Raw genomic sequence first — 19,514 nt, 5'->3', positions numbered from 1 at the left:
GTGCGGTGTGGTGAGTCGACATCAGGGAAACGCAACCTCAGCCGGTGGAGGGGGAGGGACGAGGAGGAGAGGCGCCGGTCGGCGCCTCAGACCGCCATGCCGTACACGATGGTGAACAGCGTTCCCAGTGAGCCGATGATGAAGACTCCGGTGAGGCCCGCGATGATGAGGCCCTTGCCCTGTTCCGCGCTGAAGGTGTCGCGCAGCGCGGTGGCGCCGATGCGCTGTTTGGCCGCGCCCCAGACGGCGATGCCGAGGCAGATCAGGATCGCGAACGCCATCACGACCTGGATCATCGTCTTCGCCTCGGTGCCCAAGGTGCCGAAGGGGCCCCAGTCCGGAGCGATCCCGCCGATGATGGTGTTGATGTCTCCCTTGTCGGCCGCAAAGAGCATGTAAGTCACCGCCCCTGGTGGGTAGTTCCGCTTCCCCTGCGGTCGTGCAGAGGTCAGGCTCATTCTCGCTGACAATGGCGCCGTCGTATGTCGACTTGGCGTCATTGCTTGGCGGGTTTCGTACAAATAACTCGTACGGTCACTCTGTGTATCACGGCAGGTCACGCCGGGCAATGAGGCCTGAGCGAAACCTGACGTGCGGTTCCGTCGTTGACCCCTTCTATGACCTGGACCGTTTCTGACGGTCGGTCGGGTGGGGGCCGGGTCAAGAGTATCCCGGCATGACGAACGGGCCGCGGTCGGTCGCCGCGGCCCGTTCGGTGAGGGAGGGTCAGCCGGTGAAGGCGGAGACCCCCTCGGGGGTGCCCCAGCCGGTCGGGCCGTCGTACCCCGACTTGGCGGTGCAGAGGTAGGACGAGGAGCAGCTGCCGTTGTTGCCGCTGGTGACGTCGTTCAGGGCCGAGGTGCCGGCCGAGGCGTAGGGGAACGACGCCGGGTAGGAGCTGGTCGACGGGGTGCCCGCGAGGGCGTAGACGCCCGCGATGATCGGTGACGAGGCGCTGGTGCCGCCGAAGGTGTACCAGCCCGCGGTGACGCCGTAGCTGTCGTAGACGGAGACGCCGGTGGCCGGGTCGGCGACCGCCGCCACGTCGGAGATGGTGCGCTTGGCGCAGCCGGTGTCGGTCTGCCAGGTGGGCTTGGTGTCGTAGGCGGAGCAGCCGGAGCCGGTGGCCTCGGTGCTGCTGGTCTTCCAGACGGTCTCGGTCCAGCCCCGGGTGGTGGAGGAGGTGGCGAGGGCGGTGCCGCCGACGCTGGTCACGTAGCGGGAGGCGGCCGGGTACTCGGCGCCGTAGCCCTCGTCGCCGGCGGAGACGGTGATGGCGACGCCGGGGTGGTTGAAGTACGAGGTGTCGTACGACGTGTCGGAGGAGGACTCCGAGCCGCCGTAGCTGTTGGAGACGTACTTGGCGCCGAGGGTGACGGCGCGGTTCACCGCGGTGCCGAGGTTGGCCATCGTCGCCGAAGTGGCCTCCACCAGGAGGATGTTGCACTTCGGGCAGATCGCGGAGGCCATGTCGAGGTCGAGGGAGATCTCCTCGGCCCAGCCGCTGTCGGCGGTCGGCAGGGAGGTCGTCGAGCCGGTCTGACTGACCTTCTTGAAGCAGCCGTTGGCCGTCGTGCAGGCGGTGAGGCCGTAGTACGAGCGGTAACTGGCGAGGTCCGCCTCGGCCTTGGGGTCGTCGTAGGCGTCGACGATGGCGATGGTCTCGCCGGCGCCGTTGGCGGCGGCGGCCGAGGTCAGGCCGTAGGCCGACTGGAGGTTGCTGGGGCCGTAGCCGGAGGGGGTGGAGGCGTCGGCGGCCTTGGGGGTGATGCCGGTGCGGGCCGCCTGCTGCTTCTGGAAGGCGGTGAGGCCGCCGGTGACGCGGTAGGAGTCGCAGGCGAGTTCGCCCGGGTGCGCGGGGGTGGCGCAGGGGGTCGCGGTCCAGGTCGCCTTCGCCTGGGCGGCCGTGGCGGCCGTGGCGGCCGGCTGGGCGGCGTCGGCCTGGACGGCGGTGCCGAGGCCGGCGAGGAGCAGGGTGGCGGTGGCGGCTATCGCGGTGCCCGCGCGGCGCCAACCGTGCTGCCTGGAGGGTCTGTCGGGGGGACTGGTGCGCATCGTGCAGCCTCCTGATGTTCCTTGGTGGGGTGGAACAGGGGCGGTGCGGGTGCGGCCGCCGGTACGGGGTCCCCGGCGGCGGGCGGCGGCCCGCCCCGACGATGCTCTTGTCGGGTGCGCGACAACAGGGGGGTCGCGGAGTTCTGACTTCCGCCTTACCGAACCCGGTCTGCGTCCTTACCGAACCGCGTCGGGCCCTTGACCCAACACACAGCCGGCGCATGGGAAGACGGCCGCGGACGGCTGCAACGAACGTGTCCTGTACGGGCGTTCGGGTGTCGTCGATGATGGGTGCGTGACCCGTCTCGTCAGCGCCCTGATCTCGGCCCTCGGCGTCCTCGCCGGGCTCCTGCTGCTGGCCGGAGCGGTCCGCGCGTACCGCTCCGGTGCGTCGGGGCTCTGGATCGGGGCCGGTGCCCTGATCCTCGTCGCCGTCTCGTACGCGCTCGTGCGGGACGTGCGGGACGTGCGGCGGCGGCGCTCGGCGCCGACGGAGTGAAGGGCGGGAGGGCGCCGCCGTCCGGAGGCGGGGAGCCGCGGGACGCGTTACGGTGAGAACGCTCCGGGGTGTTTTCTCACCTTCTTGGGTCAGAGTGGGGCCTGATGAAGCGCATCTCACGCATCACCCGGCTCGTGTACGGCGCCGTCCTGCTGCTGGTGCCGGCCTTCACGTCGTCCTCGTTGGCGGCGGCCGACGACGGTCTCGGGCCCCTCGGGGTCACCTCGGTGGCCGCCGTGACCGCGCAGAGCGCGAGAGTGGGCGCCCTCTTCGGGCCGGGGCGCCGGGAGTCGCTGCCCGGGGGCCACTTCTGCACCGCCTCCGTCGTGCACAGCGCCCACCACAACCTGATCGTCACGGCCGCGCACTGCCTCGACGCCACCGGTGAGGGCGGCGCGCTGTTCGTGCCCGGGTACCGGGACGGGCGGGCGCCCTACGGGGTGTGGACGGTGCGCCGGACGTTCCTGCCCACCGGGTGGGCCAAGGGGCAGAGCGAGGACAGCGACGTCGCCTTCGCCGTCCTCGACGAGCGGGACGGCAGGAACGTCGAGGACTTCGTCGGCGGGAACCGGTTCGCCACCGGCACCACGACCGGCGCCACCGCCGTGACGGTCACCGGCTACCCGGACTCCCGTGAGGTGCCGGTCGGCTGCACCAACAAGCCGGTCGCGCACAGCTCCACCCAACAGCGCATCACCTGCCCCGACTTCACCGGCGGCACCAGCGGCAGCCCCTGGGTCAACGGGGACGGCTCGGTCGTCGGCATCCTCGGCGGCCACGAGCAGGGCGGCACCACGGCCGACATCTCCTACAGCGTGGTCCTCGGCGACGAGGCCGAGGAACTGTACGAGGGCGCGGCCACCGACCAGTGAGCCCGCCCGATGTGATGGTCGGCTGATTTCTCTTCGGCTGATTTGTTGTCGGTTCGATCACCCCGTAACACCGCGGCCGCCCCTACACTGACCTGGGCGACGGACTCCCGGTCGGTGAGGGGCGGTTGACGGTGCGTAAGGCGTGGATCGTGGCTTCCGCTGTGGTCGGCACCGGACTCGCCTTCGTGATGCTGCTCGTCGTCGGCGTCTATCTGGTCGCGGGCAATCTGCTCGGCGGAGCCGGCGGCGCGGGCAAGTCGCTCGCCAAGGGCGCCGTCCCGGCCGCCTACCGGGACATCGTGCAGAAGTGGGGCAACCTCTGCCCCGCCATCAACCCCGCCCTCCTCGCCGCCCAGCTCTACCAGGAGAGCGGCTTCAACCCGAACGCCAAGAGCCCGGCCGCGGCCCAGGGGATAGCGCAGTTCATCCCCGGCACCTGGGCCACCCACGGCATCGACGGCAACGGCGACGGCGTCAAGGACGTCTGGGACCCGGGCGACGCGATCCCGTCCGCCGCGTCCTACGACTGCCAGCTGGCCTCGTACGTGAAGGACGTTCCCGGGAATCTGACCGAAAACATGCTGGCCTCCTACAACGCGGGGGCCTACGCGGTCATCAAGTACGCGGGCGTTCCGCCGTACCAGGAGACCCGGAACTACGTGAAGACGATCACCACCCTCGAGGAGAGCTTCGCGGCTCCCGTCTCCCGGGTCGATCCGTCCGAGCAGGCCGCCGCCGCGATCTACTACGCGCAGAAGAAGCTCGGCACCCCCTACCTCTGGGGCGGTACGGGCACCTCCGCGCAGGGCGGGCGTTTCGACTGCTCGGGGCTGACGCAGGCGGCGTACGACAGCGTCGGGGTGACGCTGCCCCGGGTCGCCAACGACCAGTACAACGCGGGCCCGCACCCGGCGCGCGAGGAGCTGCTCCCCGGCGATCTGGTCTTCTTCTCCGACGACCTGAGCGACTCCCGGGCGATCCGGCATGTCGGGATCTACGTCGGCGGCGGCTACATGATCGACGCGCCGCGGACCGGCGCCGTGATCCGCTTCGACCCGATCGACACCCCGGACTACTTCGGTGCCACGCGCGTGACCGAAGATGGCGCGAAAGCGCTCCCGACGACGGTGTGACCGGAGCGTGAACCCACCCCCTGAGCTGCGAAGATGAGTCTCTCTTCGATAACGTCTGCGTGATCATTCGGTGGAGTGTGGAACGTATGAACCGGGACCGTGCGTTCCTGTTGACGTAGTGATCTACCGCCACGGGGGTGGGTGGGCGCCGCGCACGTTCGGTGCGGGCGCCGAAGCAGACGACGAAGGGGCCGCAGCACGATGGCTGGACTCGCCGAATCCGGGTCGAACCCCGACATCGACCTGCTCTACGACATCAACGGCCTCGCCAAGGACGCCCCGCACTGGTTCGACCGGGTCATGGAGTTCGTCGGCGAGTACGGGCTGCCGGTGGCCATGGTGCTGCTCGTGCTGGGGTGCTGGTGGTCGGTGCGGCGCAAGGGCGGCGAGGACGCCCCGGCGTCGGTGGCCGCGCTGGTGTGGGCGCCGCTCGCGGCGTCCGTCGCGCTGCTGGTGAACGTGCCGATCCGGGGGTTCGTGGAGCGGCCGAGGCCCTTCATGACCCACCAGGGCCTCGACGTCCTGATCTCCGGGAAGACCGACTACTCGTTCGTCAGCGACCACGCGACGATCACCATGGCGATGGGCGTCGGCCTCTTCGTCGCACACCGCCGGTTCGGTCTCGCCGGGATCGGCCTGGCCCTCCTGGAGGGCTTCTGCCGGATCTACATGGGCGTCCACTACCCGACGGACGTCATCGGCGGCTTCGCCCTCGGCACCGCCGTCGCGCTGCTGCTGTCGCCGCTCGCGATGGCGCTGCTCACTCCGCTGGCGCGGGCCGTCGACCGCTCCCCGAGGGCCGGGGTGCTGATCCGCGCGCGGGGCGGGGCCGGCTCCGGGCGGGACTCCCTGCTGCCGGGCCGTGAGGCCGCCGCGGGCGCCGAGGAGCGGGATCTCGCCGCCTGAGCCGGGCGGCTCCCGCGCGCGGGCGGCCGTCGGCGGTCAGAGGGCCTGGGGGTAGGTGAAGAAGCCGTCCGGATCGTACTGCTTCTTGACGCGGGTCAGGCGGCTCGCGGCGTCCCCGTAGTAGGCGTCGCGCCAGTCGCCCAGGGTCGGGTCGGTGTAGTTCTGGTAGGCCGCGCCGGAGGCGTACGGCTTCATCGCGCCGTGCGCGCCGGCGAGCCAGGACCGGGCGGCGGCGCCGGTGGTGCCCGCCTTCCAGGACACGATGTACTGGGCCAGCATCCGGGAGCGGCGGTGCACGAACGCCGTCGCCGTGGGCGGGACCCGGTTGACGGCGCCGCCCAGGGCGGTGAACGCGACGCTGCCCGAGCCGCCCCGCACCGACGCCATCCGGCTCATCAGCTGCTGGACGCCGGCCGCCGGTATGGAGCGGTCGAAGAAGTCGGAGTGCGCGGTGTACGTCTCGCGGCCGAGCGCGCCCTGCGGGGAGCGGCCCGGGGTGGCGCCCGGCAGATGGCACTGGGCCTGCGCGGAGAACGAGGAGCAGCCGGCGTAGATCTCCATGGCCTCCTCGTAGCCGCGGCGGCGCAGCGAGACGCTGGTGGCGTCGGCGCCGACCCGGTCGGCGAGGCGGTCCACGGCGTTCTGGAGTTCGCTGTAGCCGCCGAGCGAGAACGCGGCGACCGAGACGGTGGGGGTGCCGCCCGCCGCGTTGGCCAGGTGCAGGGAGGACCAGATCTCGTCCGGCTGGGCGGGACCCCACTCCTGCCAGGCCCTGATGACGGCGGCGGCCTTCGACCACGGCCAGCTGAGGTAGCCGGTCACGGCCCGCGGCGCGGGGTGGGTGGTGAAGTGGAGTTCGGTGACGACGCCGAAGTTGCCGTTGCCGGCTCCGCGCAGCGCCCAGAACAGGTCCTTCTCGGTGGTGGCGTCGGCGGTCAGCTCCTTGCCGTCGGCCGTGATCAGGGTGGCCCGGGTGAGGCTGTCGCAGGTGAGTCCGTAGGCGCGGGAGACCACGCCGTGGCCGCCGCCGAGGACGAGGCCGGAGACGCCGACCGTGGGGCAGGAGCCGGCGGGTATCGTCACGCCCTTCGCGGCGAGCCCCCGGTAGACGTCGATCAGCTTGGCGCCCGCGCCCACCACCGCGGTGCCGCCGCCCGCGTGGACGTTCTTCAGCCGGGAGACGTCGACGATGAGCCTGCCGTCGCCGGAGGACCAGCCCGCGTAGGAGTGGCCGCCGTTGCGGATGGAGACCTTGACGTGGTGGGCGCGGGCGTAGGCGAGGGCCGTGCGGATGTCGTCGGCGTGCGCGACATAGGCGACGGCGGCGGGCTTCAGGTCGTCGAAGCGGGTGTTGTACAGCTGGCGGGCCGCGGCCCACTGGGCATCGCCCGGACGGACCAGGGTGCCGTCGAGGCCGTGGGCGAGCGCCGTCCAGCTCGCCGGGGCCGCGGCCCTGCCGGTGGAGCGGGCCGCGCCGCCGGACGCGGAGCGGGAGGCCGAGGTGGCGCCGCCGTCCGCCGCGTCGGCGGAGCCGCCGCCCTTGCAGGAGGCCGTGGCCGCCGTCGCCAGCGCGACCGCACCGCCCCCGATGAACGTACGCCGTTGCATGCTGTCCCTCCCGAGCGCTCTCCTCGTACAGGACGGCGCCGCGGGCCACAGGGTTCCACGGTCTCGGTCGTGCGTGCGAGGGGTGACCCGGCCTGCTCGGGAGGCGGTCTGTGCGACCATCGCGCCGGTATCAGGGTGTGCTCTGCCCGTGAGCGTTCCGTGACCTAACCACACCGTCCGCAGGGGTTCACCTCCCGTTCATTTACGGCCATAGGCGCCTTCACCTGTTCTGCCTAATTTCGGCCTTACCCGATGCGGGGCGCACCACCACGACGCGTCCGCATCACTCAGACTTCGCACGCCGCCGGTTCAGGACGGCGGCTCCTGGAAGGAAACACTTTCAAGTGAAGCTTCAGCGCATGAACCGGCGGGCCCTCGCTCTCGGTGCTCTCGCCGTCTCCGGCGCCCTGGCCCTCACGGCGTGCGGCTCCGACGACACCAGCTCCGGCAGTGGCGACAGCAGCGCGTCGGCCTCGACCCAGGCGGGCTCGATCGACTGCGGCGACGCCAAGAACGGCCAGCTGCTCTCCGACGGCTCGTCGGCGCAGAAGAACGCGATCGACGCCTGGGTGGCCCAGTTCTCCAAGGCCTGTGGCGTCCAGATCAACTACAAGGCGGGCGGCTCCGGCGCCGGCGTCACCTCCTTCACCCAGGGTCAGCTCGCCTTCGCGGGTTCGGACTCGGCGCTGAAGCCCGAAGAGGTCACCGCCTCGAAGAAGGTCTGCTCCGGCGGCCAGGGCATCGACCTGCCCATGGTCGGCGGCCCGATCGCCATCGGCTACAACCTCTCCGGTGTCGACAACCTGGTCCTGGACGCGCCCACGCTCGCCAAGATCTTCGACAGCAAGATCACCAAGTGGAACGACCCGGCGATCGCGAAGCTGAACCCCGACGCGAAGCTTCCCGACCTCAAGATCCAGGCGTTCCACCGCTCGGACGAGTCCGGCACCACGGACAACTTCACCAAGTACCTGAAGGCCGTCACCCCGGACAACTGGAAGTACGAGGGCGGCAAGGCGTGGCAGGCCGACGGTGGCCAGGCCGCCGCCCAGTCCTCCGGTGTGGCCGCGCAGGTCAAGCAGACCAACGGCGCCATCGGCTACTTCGAGCTGTCCTACCTCGGTGACGGCGTCAGCCCGGTCAGCATCGACACCGGTGCCGCCTCCCCGGTCGTGCCCAGCAGCGACAGCGCCACCAAGGCCATCGCCGACGCCAAGGTCGTCGGCACCGGCTCCGACCTGGCGCTCCAGCTGAACTACGCGACCAAGGCCGAGGGCGCCTACCCGATCACCCTCGTCACCTACGAGATCGTCTGCGACAAGGGCAACAAGTCGGACACCCTGCCCGCGACCAAGGCGTTCCTCAAGTACATCGCCTCCGAGGAGGGCCAGGGCCTGCTCCCCGGCCTGAAGTACGCCCCGATCCCCGCCGACATCATCGCGAAGGTCCGTACCACCATCGATGGCCTGAGCTGATCTGAGCGTGCGGTCCGGTCCCGGGCCTTCTCCCGGGACCGGACCGCACCGTCCGGTGCACCGCCGCCATGAGCCGTACCCCGCGTACGGCTTCGCAGAGCCGCACCCCGTGTGCGGGTCCGCAGACCGGAGAACCCGATGGACATAACGACCAAGAACACCGAAGCGCCGCCGCCCACCCCGCAGCCCACCGAGGCCGGCAGCAAGCGCGCCGCCCGCGGCGCCACCCGACCCGGAGACCGGATCTTCCTCGGCCTCTCCCGCGGCTCGGGCATTCTGCTGCTCGTGGTCATGGCCGCGATCGCGGTCTTCCTCACCTACCGCGCGTCCCTCGCCATCAGCGAGGACCACGGCAACTTCCTCACCACCTTCGAGTGGAACACCGGCGTCACCCCGCCGACCTTCGGCATCGCCGTCCTGGCCTACGGCACGGTGATCTCGTCGATCATCGCCATGGTCATCGCGGTGCCGGTCGCCGTCGCCATCGCGCTCTTCCTCACCCACTACGCCCCCCGCAGGCTGAGCGGCCCGATCTCCTACGTGATCGACCTGCTCGCCGCGGTGCCGTCGATCGTCTACGGCCTCTGGGGCGCCCTGATCCTCGTCCCGAACCTCAACGGCCTCTTCGGCTGGCTCAACGACTACTTCGGCTGGACCGGCTTCTTCTCCTGGGAGGAAGGCGCCCCGCGCTCGATGCTCACCGTCGGCATCCTGCTCGCGATCATGATCCTGCCGATCATCACCAACGTGAGCCGCGAGGTCTTCCGGCAGGCGCCGCTGATGCACCAGGAAGCGGCGCTGGCGCTCGGCGCCACCCGCTGGGAGGTCATCAGGATGTCGGTGCTGCCGTTCGGCCGCTCCGGCGTCATCTCCGCCTCGATGCTCGGCCTCGGCCGCGCCCTCGGCGAGACGATGGCCGTCGCGACGGTGCTCTCCCCGGACTTCCTGATCCACCTCAGCCTGCTCAACCCGGGCGGCGGCACCTTCGCCCAGAACATCGCCAGCAAGTTCGGTGAGGCCAACGAGTTCGGCCGGGACGCGCTGATCGCGTCCGGCCTCGTGCTGTTCGTCATCACCCTGCTGGTCAACGGCGCGGCCCGGCTCATCATCGCCCGCCGCAAGGAGTACTCGGGGGCCAACGCATGAGCCACGCAGCCGTCACCGAAGAACGCCCCAGCACCCTGCGCGGCGCCTCCCTGCCGAAGTGGTCGCCCTGGGCGATCGCCGCCGGATCGCTGGCCGTCGCCGTCCTGCTCGGCCTGGTCGCGGGCATCGAAAGCCGCATCCAGTGGGGCCTGATCGCCGGACTCCTGTTCCTGGTCGCGACCTATGTGCTCGCCGCCAAGGTGGAGGGCCGCCGGCAGGCCAAGGACCGCATCGCGACCAGCCTGGTCTGGGTCGCGTTCCTGCTCGCCGTCGTCCCGCTGGTCTCCCTGGTGTGGACGACCGTCGCGCGCGGCACCAAGGTCCTCGACCTCTACTTCCTGACCCACTCGATGGGCATCGTCGCCGACTCCCAGCCGGGCGGCGGCATCTACCACGCCATCATCGGCAGCCTTGAGCAGGTCGGCCTCGCCACCCTGATGGCCGCGCCGATCGGCGTCCTCACCGCGATCTACCTCGTCGAGTACGGCCGCGGCGGTCTGGCCCGCGCGGTCACCTTCTTCGTCGACGTCATGACGGGCATCCCGTCGGTCGTCGCGGGCCTTTTCATCCTCAGCCTCATGCTGATCTTCGAGATGGAGCCGTTCGGCTTCGCCGGTTCGCTGGCCCTGGCCATCCTGATGGTCCCGGTCGTCGTCCGCTCCACCGAGGAGATGCTCAAGCTCGTCCCGAACGAGCTGCGCGAGGCGTCGCTCGCGCTGGGCATCCCGAAGTGGCGCACCATCCTGAAGGTGGTCCTGCCGACCTCCATCGGCGGCATCACGACCGGCATCATGCTGGCCATCGCCCGGATCGCCGGCGAGACCGCGCCGGTGCTGCTGCTGGTGTTCGGCAACCGGTTCATCAACAACAACCCCTTCGAGGGCGCCCAGCAGTCGCTGCCGCTGTACATCTACCAGCAGTACGCGAACAGCGCGGGCGCGAACGCCGCGTACGACAGGGCCTGGGCGGCGTCGCTCACCCTGATCGCCTTCGTGATGATCCTGAACCTGCTGGCCCGCGGCATCGCCCGCTGGAAGGCCCCGCAGTCCGGTCGCTGACGCGGCCCAAGCGACCGAGAATTCTGGAAGTGACGTAATCATGGCCAAGCGAATCGATGTGAGCGGGCTCACCGCTTTCTACGGGTCCCACAAGGCGATCGAGGACATCTCGATGACCGTCGAACCGCGTTCGGTGACGGCGTTCATCGGTCCCTCGGGCTGCGGCAAGTCGACGTTCCTGCGCACCCTGAACCGGATGCACGAGGTCACCCCGGGCGGCCGGGTCGAGGGCAAGGTCCTCCTCGACCAGGAGGACCTGTACGGGCAGGGCATCGACCCGGTCTCCGTGCGACGCGAGATCGGCATGGTGTTCCAGCGGCCGAACCCGTTCCCCACCATGTCGATCTTCGACAACGTGGCGGCGGGGCTGCGGCTCAACGGCAGCCACAAGAAGAGCGAGCTGAACGACGTCGTCGAGAAGTCGCTCAAGGGCGCGAACCTCTGGAACGAGGTCAAGGACCGTCTGAACAAGCCCGGCTCGGGGCTGTCGGGCGGTCAGCAGCAGCGGCTGTGCATCGCCCGCGCGATCGCCGTCGAGCCGAAGGTGCTGCTGATGGACGAGCCCTGCTCGGCCCTCGACCCGATCTCGACGCTCGCCATCGAGGACCTGATCGGGGAGCTGAAGGAGCGCTTCACGATCGTCATCGTGACGCACAACATGCAGCAGGCGGCGCGGGTCTCCGACCGCACGGCGTTCTTCAACCTCTCCGCGGTCGGGCAGCCCGGTCGGCTGATCGAGATAGACGACACGGAGCGGATCTTCTCCAACCCGTCTGTCCAGGCCACGGAGGACTACATCTCGGGGCGCTTCGGCTAGGCCGATACGGACCCCTCGCGGTGCTGCATGGCGGTGCCACCGCGGGGACGATGAAGGCCCGCCTCCGTTCTCGGGGGCGGGCCCTTCGTCGTTTGTCGCTGTGCGGGTGAGGTCCGAGTCTGGGGGCTGCCGCCCCCGAACCCCCGCTTCGGCCTGGACGGCCTCGTCCTCAAACGCCGGACGGGCTGGGTGGGCCGGGTGGGCTGAGCGGCCCTGCGGCGTCGAACGCCGACCGGGCCCCTGGCCGAAAACCGGCTACAGGAACGCCAGGTTCACCAAGCCGTACGCCCCCGCCGCCACCAGCGCCGCCGCCGGCATCGTGATGAACCAGCCCAGGACGATGTTCTTGGCCACGCCCCAGCGGACCGCCTTCACGCGCTTGGTCGCGCCGACGCCCATGATCGCCGAGGTGATGACATGGGTCGTGGAGATCGGCGCCTTGAACAGGAACGCCGTGGTGAACATGATCGACGCGCCGGTGGTCTCCGCGGCGAAGCCCTGCGGCGGGTCCAGTTCGATGATCTTGCGGCCGAGGGTGCGCATGATGCGCCAGCCGCCCGCGTAGGTGCCCAGCGACAGCATCACCGCGCAGACGATCTTCACCCAGACCGGGATCGGGTCGCCGTAGTCCTCGACGTCCGCGATGACCAGGGCCATCACGACGATGCCCATCGTCTTCTGGGCGTCCTGGAGGCCGTGGCCGAGGGCCATGCCGGCCGCCGAGACGGTCTGCGCTATCCGGAAGCCGCGCTTGGCCTTGTGCGGGTTGGCCTTGCGGAACAGCCACAGGATCGCCGTCATGACCAGATAACCGACGACGATACCGACCACGGGCGAGACGAACATCGGGACGACGACCTTGTCGAGGACGCCGTCCCAGTAGACCGTCGTGCCGCCCGCGAGGGCCGCGCCGACCATGCCGCCGAAGAGGGCGTGCGAGGAGGACGACGGCAGACCGAAGTACCAGGTGACGAGGTTCCAGGCGATGGCGCCGACCAGGGCGGCGAAGAGGATGCCCATGCCCTTGGAGCCCTCGGGCGTCTGGATCAGGCCCTGGCTGACGGTCTTGGCGACCCCCGAACCGAGGAAGGCGCCCGCCAGGTTCATCACCGCGGCCATCGCCAGCGCCGCGCGCGGGGTCAGGGCCCGTGTCGACACCGACGTGGCGATGGCGTTCGCCGAGTCGTGGAAGCCGTTCGTGTACGTGAAGAACAGCGCGACCGCGATGGTCGCGATGAGCGCGAAGGTGTCCAAGACGGCTCAGGACTCCTTGACGGCGATGGTCTCCACCGTGTTCGCCACGTGCTCGAACGCGTCCGCGGCCTCTTCGAGGACGTCCACGATCTGCTTGAGCTTCAGCACCTCGATGGCGTCGTACTTGCCGTTGAAGAGGTGGGCCAGCAGCTTGCGGTGGATCTGGTCGGCCTGGTTCTCCAGGCGGTTGACCTCGATCCAGTACTCGGTGAGGTTGTCCATGGTCCGCAGGTTCGGCATCGCCTCCGCCGTCAGCTCCGCGGCCCGCGCCAGCACCTCGATCTGCTGCTCGACGCCCTTGGGCAGTTCCTCGACGTTGTAGAGGACGACCAGGTCGACGGCCTCCTCCATGAAGTCCATGATGTCGTCGAGGCAGGAGGCGAGGGCGTAGATGTCCTCGCGGTCGAACGGCGTGATGAACGAGGAGTTCAGCTGGTGGAAGATCGCGTGTGTGGCGTCGTCGCCCGCGTGTTCCGCTGCCCGCATCCGCTCCGCGATCTCGGCCCGGCCGGCGGTGTCCGCCCCGAGCAGTTCCATCAGGAGCTTCGAGCCCGTGACGATGTTGTCCGCGGAGGCGGCGAACATGTCGTAGAAGCTCGTCTCCCTGGGGGTCAGACGAAAGCGCACAAGGGGTCCTCGGGATGCATCGGTTTCGGTCAGGCTGATGCTAAGGGCATCATCCGGCCACGGCTAATGGGCCGTCCTCCAGTGTCGCGCATCGGGCACGGTGATCAGCACGGGGGCTTTCCAGGAGCCCTATACCCGGCAAACTTCGTTACCATATACCCGGTAGGGGTATCCATACGGATCTGGAGGACGTGATGACCACCACCGAGGCCGGCGCGACGCCGACGCCCTCCGAGGCGACCGCGACGGACGCCGTTCCCGCCGTCACCCACGGCTACCACCACCAGAAGGCGGAGCACCTCAAGCGGCTGCGCCGGATCGAGGGCCAGATCCGCGGTCTCCAGCGGATGGTCGACGAGGACGTCTACTGCATCGACATACTGACCCAGGTCTCGGCCTCGACCAAGGCCCTCCAGTCTTTCGCGCTTCAGCTCCTGGAGGAACACCTGCGGCACTGCGTCGCCGACGCGGCCCTCAAGGGCGGTGACGAGATCGACGCGAAGGTCGACGAGGCGACGAAGGCCATCGGGCGGCTGCTGCGCACCTGAAGTAGTCGACGGGCCGTGCCCGGTGGGGGCCGGGTTCCGGTGCCGGTCCGCGGTGGTGGTCAAGGGGTGGCCGGGGGTCCCGGGGCGTGGGCCACGTTCAGGACCTCGTCGATGCTCTCCAGGCTGAGCCGCTCCCCGTGCGCGGCGGACGCGGCGATCATCAGCTCCCCGCACAGCTCGATCTCGGCGAGTGCCACGTGGTCCTGAACTGCCGTACCGCCGACCGGAGCCACGTGCGTCACCTCGTCTCTGCCGTCACCGGCTTCCTAGAGTAGGGAGCGCCCCGCACCCCGCGCATGGCACGGACGGGCTAGTTCTCGCCGCTCCCGTCTCCTCCCCGCGCAGGACGCCACCCCGCGCTCACCCCTCCGCGATCTTCCCGGCGTAGATGTCCCGGGCGTCGGGGAGCCGCACGTCGGCCGGGGCGCCGAAACCGTACAGCAGGGTCGTCGAGGCGACGTCGACGACCGATCCGTGGTGGCCGTTGACGAACCGGAAGCGGTGGCTGACCTTGCGGATCCTGCCCTGGTCGTCGAGGAAGACGTCGAACGGCACCTCGGTGGTGGCGAAGCCTTTCGCCGCCGCGGCCAGCGCGCCCCGGTCGCCCTCCGCCGCGGCCCGCGCGGCGAGCGCGAGGTCGGTGGTGCCCCGGTAGTGCCGCACCTCGGTGCCGGCCACCTCGGTGCGCCCCTCGTAGGCCGCGGTGCGGGCCCCGCGCAGCAGCTCGGCGGCGGCGAACGGGTCGGTGGCGCCGCCGGTCACCAGATTGCCGTCGGAGAGCGCCGCCGTCTCCACCCGCACCCATTTGTCGGCGGGCACCCCGGCCCCCCGGTTCTTCATGAACAGGGCGCCCGGCGCGAGGAGTTCGGTGATCGGCCGGTGTTCGACGGTGCCCGCCGGGTCCTGCGGCAGCGTGAGGGTGAGCCGGCCGAGCCGGTGGCGGTAGTCGTAGACGCCCTCGCCGCGGATCGTGACCCGGGTGCCGCCGGTGGCCATCTCCATCGAGGTGCGGGCCCGGGAGGTGCCGGCGTCCACCAGGGTGTCGGCCGCCCGGTGCAGGGTGTCGAGGGGGTCGAAGGGCCTGGAGTCCTCGGCCGCGGCGCCGCCCGAGCAGCCGCAGGCCCCGAGGCAGACGACGACCCCCGCGGCGACCGCGCCGCCCCACCTGTGCTCCCGCTGCGCCATCGTCTACCCCCGGTACGTCCGGCACGGGCACCCTGTCGTTGCGGATAACGACGGGACGGGCGGCACCGTCACGCGGTGGGGATGGCTTCACCGGTGCTGGGTAACGTGGTGGGTGTGGCGCACAGGGAAGGGCTCGGGGTCTCACCGGACACGGACGGCCATCCGACGGTGGTCGTCGAGCAGGGGCGGTTCTGCTTCGCCCGCTGCGGCTGCGGCTGGCGCGGCCCCGCCCGCCGGGCCCGCAGCCAGGCCAGGACGGACGGCGCCGGCCACACGGGGTCAGTGAGCGGGTAGCGCGCCGGGCAGCTCGTCCAGCAGGTCGCGGTCGCGCGGCTGCGTCAGCCGGTCGCGCGCGGCGGACGGCGGCAGCCACAGGATCCGGTCCACCTCGTCGTTGGGCGCGAACCGCCCCGCGGTGGCCTCGGCCGCCCAGTACCTGACCTGCTTGGGGCGGCCCGCCGCCAGATAGTGGACGGTGGTCAGCTCGGTGCCGGGCCGCGCGGTGTACCCGGTCTCCTCGGCGACCTCGCGCAGCGCGCCCGCGAGCGGGTCCTCACCCCGCTTCAGCTTGCCCTTCGGGTGGGACCAGTCATCATATTTCGGCCGATGGACGAGGCAGATCTCCAGCGCCGAGCCGGCCGGGCGGCGCCACAGGACGCAGCCCGCGGCTCTGACGAGGGTGTCATGGGTACTGGTCACCGGTCTTCACCGCTCCTTCGTGGGGGTCAGGGGGTGCGCAGTGCCTGTCTCTGCCAGCTCTGCTGGAACGCGAAGCGGGCCGCCTCCACCTCGTGCCGCTGGTCGGCGTGGAGCACGCCCAGCGCGTACGCGGTCGCCGGGGCGATCCTCGCGGTGCGGGCGGCGGCGGACGCGGCGGCGGCGGCCTCGGAGGCGTCCCGGTGCCGGTCGAGGGCCTGGCCCGCGGTGAGCAGCCGGACGTCGACGGGGTCACTCACGCCGTCTCCGCCGTGCAGCACCTCGAGGGCGTAGCGGTGCAGCCGCAGCAGCAGTCTGACCTGGTGCCAGGGGGCGTCCTGCGGGTGCGGGGCCGGGTCGGGGGAGAGGCCGTGGATCAGCGCCTCCGCGTTGTAGGGGTGCCCGGCGGTGACCAGCGGCAGGGCGGCCACGGCGTCCCCGAGGCGTTCCTCGGCGGCCCGCGCCAGGGGGCGCAGGTCGGCGTCGGCGGCGGTCAGCGGCACCTCGCTGGCCAGGACGGCGACCTGGTCGGCGACGGCGTGGAAGCGGGAGGAGCCGAGTGCCTGGAGGGCGCTGGAGTGGGCCCGGGTCCTGGCCAGGGTCAGCTGGCGGTCCAGGAGGGCGCCCGCCTTGGCGGCGCCCACGGTGAGGGTGCCGCGTTCCTGGGGGGCGGGGCCGCCCGCCTGGGCCGGGAGGACGGCGGCGCCGGACAGCCGGTGCAGGGCGAGCAGCAGCCTCTCCAGGCGGGCCGCGCAGGCGTGTTCCATGGACAACGTGCCGGAGACCCAGGCGAGTTCGGGCCGCAGCCCTTCGGACCACTCGGGGTCGAGGAGCGGCCGGAAGGTGTGCAGGCTGCCGCTGACGCGGCGGACCGAGCGGCGCAGGGCGCGTGCCGCGTCGACGGAGTCCGCCGCGGCGTTGCCGCCGCTTCCGGACTCCCGGTGCTGCCGCAGCGCACGGAGGAACTCGGTGGCCTGGGCCCGCAGATAGTCCGCGAGAGAGCCACCGGTGGGGGCGGTCCCGGCCGTCTGGACGGCCGGGACCGTTGAGTCAGGGTGTTGCTGTGCCACGCCTACGCCTCCGGGCGTCTATGAGCATCTCCTGGATGTTCCGCAGTGGGCCGCCCTCGGCGTCGGTGGCGTGCCGGATCCACTCCCCGTCCGGGCCGAGGTGCCAGGACGCGGTGGTCTCGGACATGCCGGTCTCCAACAGCCGGTTCAGGGCCGCGCGGTGGGCCGGGTCGGTGACCCTGACCAGGGCCTCGATACGGCGGTCGAGGTTGCGGTGCATCATGTCGGCGCTGCCGATCCACACTTCGGGTTCGCCGCCGTTGCCGAAGGTGAAGACCCGGGAGTGTTCGAGGAAGCGGCCGAGGATCGAGCGCACCCGTATGTTCTCCGAGAGGCCGGTGACGCCGGGGCGCACGGCGCAGATGCCGCGGACCCACACGTCGACCGGCACGCCCGCCTGCGAGGCCCGGTAGAGCGCGTCGATGATGGCCTCGTCGACCATCGAGTTGACCTTGATGCGGATGAACGCGGGGCGTCCGGCACGGTGGTGCTGGGCCTCCTTGTTGATCCGGGCGATGAGGCCGTCGCGCAGGGACTTGGGCGCGACGAGCAGCCGGCGGTAGGTCTCGCGGCGGGAGTAGCCGGAGAGCCGGTTGAACAGGTCGGAGAGGTCGGCGCCGACCTGCGGGTCCGCGGTGAGCAGCCCGAGGTCCTCGTAGAGGCGGGCGGTCTTGGGGTGGTAGTTGCCGGTGCCGACGTGGCTGTACCTGCGCAGGGTGTCGCCCTCCTGGCGGACCACAAGGGAGAGCTTGCAGTGGGTCTTCAGGCCGACCAGGCCGTAGACGACGTGGCAGCCGGCCTCTTCCAGCTTGCGCGCCCACTTGATGTTGGCGTGCTCGTCGAAGCGGGCCTTGATCTCCACCAGGACGAGGACCTGCTTGCCGACCTCGGCGGCCTCGATGAGGGCGTCGACTATGGGGGAGTCGCCCGAGGTGCGGTAGAGGGTCTGCTTGATGGCGAGGACGTCGGGGTCCTGGGCGGCCTGTTCGAGGAAGGCCTGAACGGAGGTGGAGAAGCTGTCGTAGGGGTGGTGCAGCAGGACGTCGCGTTCGCGCAGGGCGGCGAAGATGTCCGGCGCCGACGCGGACTCCACCTCGGCGAGGTCGCGGTGGGTGCCCGCGATGAACTTGCGGTACTTCAGCTCGGGCCGGTCGAGGCCGTGGATGCGGAAGAGGCCGGTGAGGTCGAGGGGGCCCGGCAGCGGGTAGACCTCGGCCTCGGAGATCTTCAGCTCGCGCACCAGCAGGTCGAGGACCTCGCGGTCGATGGACTCCTCGACCTCAAGGCGCACCGGCGGCCCGAAGCGGCGCCGCATGAGTTCCTTCTCCAGGGCCTGGAGGAGGTTCTCGGTGTCGTCCTCCTCGACCTCCAGGTCCTCGTTGCGGGTGAGCCGGAAGGCGTGGTGCTCCAGCACCTCCATGCCGGGGAACAGCTCCTCCAGGTGGGCGGCGATGACGTCCTCGATGGGGACGTAGCGGCCCGGGGAGCTCTCCAGGAAGCGGGACAGCAGCGGGGGCACCTTCACGCGGGCGAAGTGCTTGTGGCCGCTGACCGGGTTGCGCACGACCACGGCCAGGTTGAGGGAGAGGCCCGAGATGTAGGGGAAGGGGTGCGCGGGGTCGACCGCGAGGGGGGTCAGGACGGGGAAGATCTGGTGCCGGAACAGGGTGAAGAGGCGGGCCTGCTCCTTCTCGGTCAGCTCGCTCCAGCGGACCAGGTGGATGCCTTCCTCGGCGAGCGCGGGGGCGACGTCCTCGTGGTAGCAGGCGGCGTGCCTGGCCATCAGCTCGCGGGAGCGGGCCCAGATCATCTCCAGCACCTCGCGGGGCTGGAGTCCCGAGGCGGAGCGGGTGGCGACGCCGGTGGCGATGCGGCGTTTGAGCCCGGCCACCCGGACCATGAAGAACTCGTCCAGGTTGCTGGCGAAGATGGCGAGGAAGTTCGCGCGCTCCAGCAGGGGTGTGTCGGGGTCCTCGGCCAGTTCGAGGACGCGTTCGTTGAACGCGAGCCAGCTGCGCTCGCGGTCCAGGAAGCGGCCCTGCGGGAGCTGGGGGCCGTCGGTCGGCGCTTCCTCGTAGGAGTCGAGGTCCGCGTCGAGGTCGGGTTCCAGATCGGAGACCGCGGCAGCCACCGTGTGCGGGCGGTGTGCGGCTATGGAGCCCACGGAGGGCTGCTGGTGCTTGACCTTTGCCTGGGCGTCTGGCTGGCTCATGGCCCCATTCTTCCGCGCCTGGGGCGGTACGGGCGCGTCGGACGCCGCGGGCGGGAGGGGCGGGACGGGCACGGAGGTGTTTCCGGTCCTGCGGGTTCTCCCGGTTCCCCTCCCGCGGGGCGACCCGTTGGGTGTCCCGGTGGACGGCGAAGGCTCTGGCGCGGCGGGCGGCATTGGCCGAGCCTCGCAAGCCCGTCTGAACCGTTGGTTACGGCGACATGGCGTGCGGGATATCGCGGGGCGGCCCGCGCGCGTCGAACCGGAAAGAATCAGCGCGTTCCGGGTGAGGACGAGGCTGCGGCCGTCGGGGCCGCGCGGGCGGGTGCGCCGTGCGGCGGCCCCGGCGGGCGGGT

Annotated in this window: 20 protein-coding genes; 10 read left to right on the top strand and 10 right to left on the bottom strand. The window is 70.8% G+C overall.

The window, feature by feature from the left end; all coding sequences use genetic code 11:
* Positions 1–86 precede the first annotated feature (86 nt).
* Entirely contained in the window at positions 87–395 is a 309-nt protein-coding gene (locus tag DDJ31_RS18495) for a hypothetical protein (protein ID WP_093830416.1), read from the bottom strand.
* 331 nt (positions 396–726) lie between these two features.
* Positions 727–2,055, bottom strand: coding sequence for a S53 family peptidase (locus tag DDJ31_RS18490; protein WP_127179181.1), 1,329 nt, complete (start codon positions 2,053–2,055; stop codon positions 727–729).
* 295 nt (positions 2,056–2,350) lie between these two features.
* Here DDJ31_RS18490 and DDJ31_RS18485 point away from each other — a divergent pair, with 295 nt between their 5' ends.
* From DDJ31_RS18485 to DDJ31_RS18470, 4 genes are all read left to right on the top strand, one after another.
* On the top strand, positions 2,351–2,554 hold the full coding sequence (locus tag DDJ31_RS18485; protein ID WP_127179182.1) for a hypothetical protein: 204 nt from the start codon (positions 2,351–2,353) through the stop codon (positions 2,552–2,554).
* A gap of 104 nt (positions 2,555–2,658) precedes the next feature.
* Positions 2,659–3,426: a trypsin-like serine peptidase gene (locus DDJ31_RS18480; protein ID WP_127179183.1), complete on the top strand. Its 768-nt coding sequence runs from the start codon at positions 2,659–2,661 to the stop codon at positions 3,424–3,426.
* A gap of 125 nt (positions 3,427–3,551) precedes the next feature.
* Positions 3,552–4,559, top strand: a complete 1,008-nt coding sequence (locus DDJ31_RS18475; RefSeq protein WP_240678157.1) for a C40 family peptidase — start codon at positions 3,552–3,554, stop codon at positions 4,557–4,559.
* Positions 4,560–4,760: 201 nt separating this feature from the next.
* Positions 4,761–5,465 carry a phosphatase PAP2 family protein gene (locus DDJ31_RS18470; RefSeq protein WP_127179184.1) on the top strand — a complete coding sequence of 235 codons (705 nt, stop codon included), beginning with the start codon at positions 4,761–4,763 and terminating at the stop codon, positions 5,463–5,465.
* A 36-nt stretch (positions 5,466–5,501) separates the two neighbouring features.
* On the opposite strand, the gene DDJ31_RS18465 is transcribed toward DDJ31_RS18470, so the two are convergent.
* Positions 5,502–7,073 (bottom strand): FAD-binding oxidoreductase, encoded by a 1,572-nt coding sequence (locus DDJ31_RS18465; RefSeq protein ID WP_127179185.1) that lies wholly within the window; start codon positions 7,071–7,073, stop codon positions 5,502–5,504.
* A gap of 344 nt (positions 7,074–7,417) precedes the next feature.
* Here DDJ31_RS18465 and pstS point away from each other — a divergent pair, with 344 nt between their 5' ends.
* The 4 genes from pstS (at position 7,418) to pstB (ending at position 11,569) form a co-directional block, all read left to right on the top strand.
* Positions 7,418–8,548 (top strand): phosphate ABC transporter substrate-binding protein PstS, encoded by a 1,131-nt coding sequence (gene pstS / locus DDJ31_RS18460; protein WP_127179186.1) that lies wholly within the window; start codon positions 7,418–7,420, stop codon positions 8,546–8,548.
* 138 nt (positions 8,549–8,686) lie between these two features.
* A complete protein-coding gene (gene pstC, locus DDJ31_RS18455) occupies positions 8,687–9,694 on the top strand; it encodes a phosphate ABC transporter permease subunit PstC (RefSeq protein WP_127179187.1) in 1,008 nt (335 codons plus the stop codon).
* Positions 9,691–10,752 (top strand): phosphate ABC transporter permease PstA, encoded by a 1,062-nt coding sequence (gene pstA / locus DDJ31_RS18450; RefSeq protein ID WP_127179188.1) that lies wholly within the window; start codon positions 9,691–9,693, stop codon positions 10,750–10,752. Before pstC ends, pstA begins: the two co-directional genes overlap by 4 nt.
* A gap of 40 nt (positions 10,753–10,792) precedes the next feature.
* Positions 10,793–11,569: a phosphate ABC transporter ATP-binding protein PstB gene (pstB, locus tag DDJ31_RS18445; protein WP_127179189.1), complete on the top strand. Its 777-nt coding sequence runs from the start codon at positions 10,793–10,795 to the stop codon at positions 11,567–11,569.
* A gap of 255 nt (positions 11,570–11,824) precedes the next feature.
* Here pstB and DDJ31_RS18440 read toward each other — a convergent pair whose 3' ends face one another.
* Entirely contained in the window at positions 11,825–12,823 is a 999-nt protein-coding gene (locus DDJ31_RS18440) for an inorganic phosphate transporter (protein WP_127179190.1), read from the bottom strand.
* Between the two features lie 6 nt (positions 12,824–12,829).
* Positions 12,830–13,450: a DUF47 domain-containing protein gene (locus DDJ31_RS18435; protein ID WP_127179191.1), complete on the bottom strand. Its 621-nt coding sequence runs from the start codon at positions 13,448–13,450 to the stop codon at positions 12,830–12,832.
* A 194-nt stretch (positions 13,451–13,644) separates the two neighbouring features.
* Here DDJ31_RS18435 and DDJ31_RS18430 point away from each other — a divergent pair, with 194 nt between their 5' ends.
* The gene (locus DDJ31_RS18430) at positions 13,645–13,998 is read left to right on the top strand and encodes a metal-sensitive transcriptional regulator (protein ID WP_127179192.1); all 354 of its coding nucleotides are present in this window, start codon (positions 13,645–13,647) and stop codon (positions 13,996–13,998) included.
* Between the two features lie 59 nt (positions 13,999–14,057).
* On the opposite strand, the gene DDJ31_RS18425 is transcribed toward DDJ31_RS18430, so the two are convergent.
* Both DDJ31_RS18425 and DDJ31_RS18420 read right to left on the bottom strand, forming a co-directional pair.
* Positions 14,058–14,240, bottom strand: a complete 183-nt coding sequence (locus DDJ31_RS18425; protein ID WP_127179193.1) for a hypothetical protein — start codon at positions 14,238–14,240, stop codon at positions 14,058–14,060.
* Positions 14,241–14,358: 118 nt separating this feature from the next.
* Positions 14,359–15,183: a hypothetical protein gene (locus tag DDJ31_RS18420; protein ID WP_127179194.1), complete on the bottom strand. Its 825-nt coding sequence runs from the start codon at positions 15,181–15,183 to the stop codon at positions 14,359–14,361.
* Positions 15,184–15,297: 114 nt separating this feature from the next.
* On the opposite strand from DDJ31_RS18420, the gene DDJ31_RS18415 reads away from it, so the two are divergent.
* Positions 15,298–15,477, top strand: a complete 180-nt coding sequence (locus tag DDJ31_RS18415; protein WP_127179195.1) for a hypothetical protein — start codon at positions 15,298–15,300, stop codon at positions 15,475–15,477.
* On the opposite strand, the gene DDJ31_RS18410 is transcribed toward DDJ31_RS18415, so the two are convergent.
* Genes DDJ31_RS18410 through DDJ31_RS18400 form a run of 3 tightly spaced genes read right to left on the bottom strand, consistent with a single transcriptional unit; the run spans position 15,463 to position 19,161 of the window.
* Positions 15,463–15,882, bottom strand: coding sequence for an NUDIX hydrolase (locus DDJ31_RS18410; protein WP_127179196.1), 420 nt, complete (start codon positions 15,880–15,882; stop codon positions 15,463–15,465). The genes DDJ31_RS18415 and DDJ31_RS18410 overlap by 15 nt on opposite strands.
* A gap of 26 nt (positions 15,883–15,908) precedes the next feature.
* A complete protein-coding gene (locus DDJ31_RS18405; protein ID WP_127179197.1) occupies positions 15,909–16,949 on the bottom strand; it encodes a CHAD domain-containing protein in 1,041 nt (346 codons plus the stop codon).
* Complete coding sequence (locus tag DDJ31_RS18400) at positions 16,930–19,161, bottom strand: RNA degradosome polyphosphate kinase (RefSeq protein ID WP_127179198.1); 2,232 nt, start codon at positions 19,159–19,161, stop codon at positions 16,930–16,932. Before DDJ31_RS18400 ends, DDJ31_RS18405 begins: the two co-directional genes overlap by 20 nt.
* Positions 19,162–19,514 lie beyond the last annotated feature (353 nt).

Source organism: Streptomyces griseoviridis, assembly GCF_005222485.1.
GTDB classification, from domain to species: domain Bacteria; phylum Actinomycetota; class Actinomycetes; order Streptomycetales; family Streptomycetaceae; genus Streptomyces; species Streptomyces hintoniae.
This window is presented reverse-complemented; position numbering and strand designations above follow the sequence as displayed.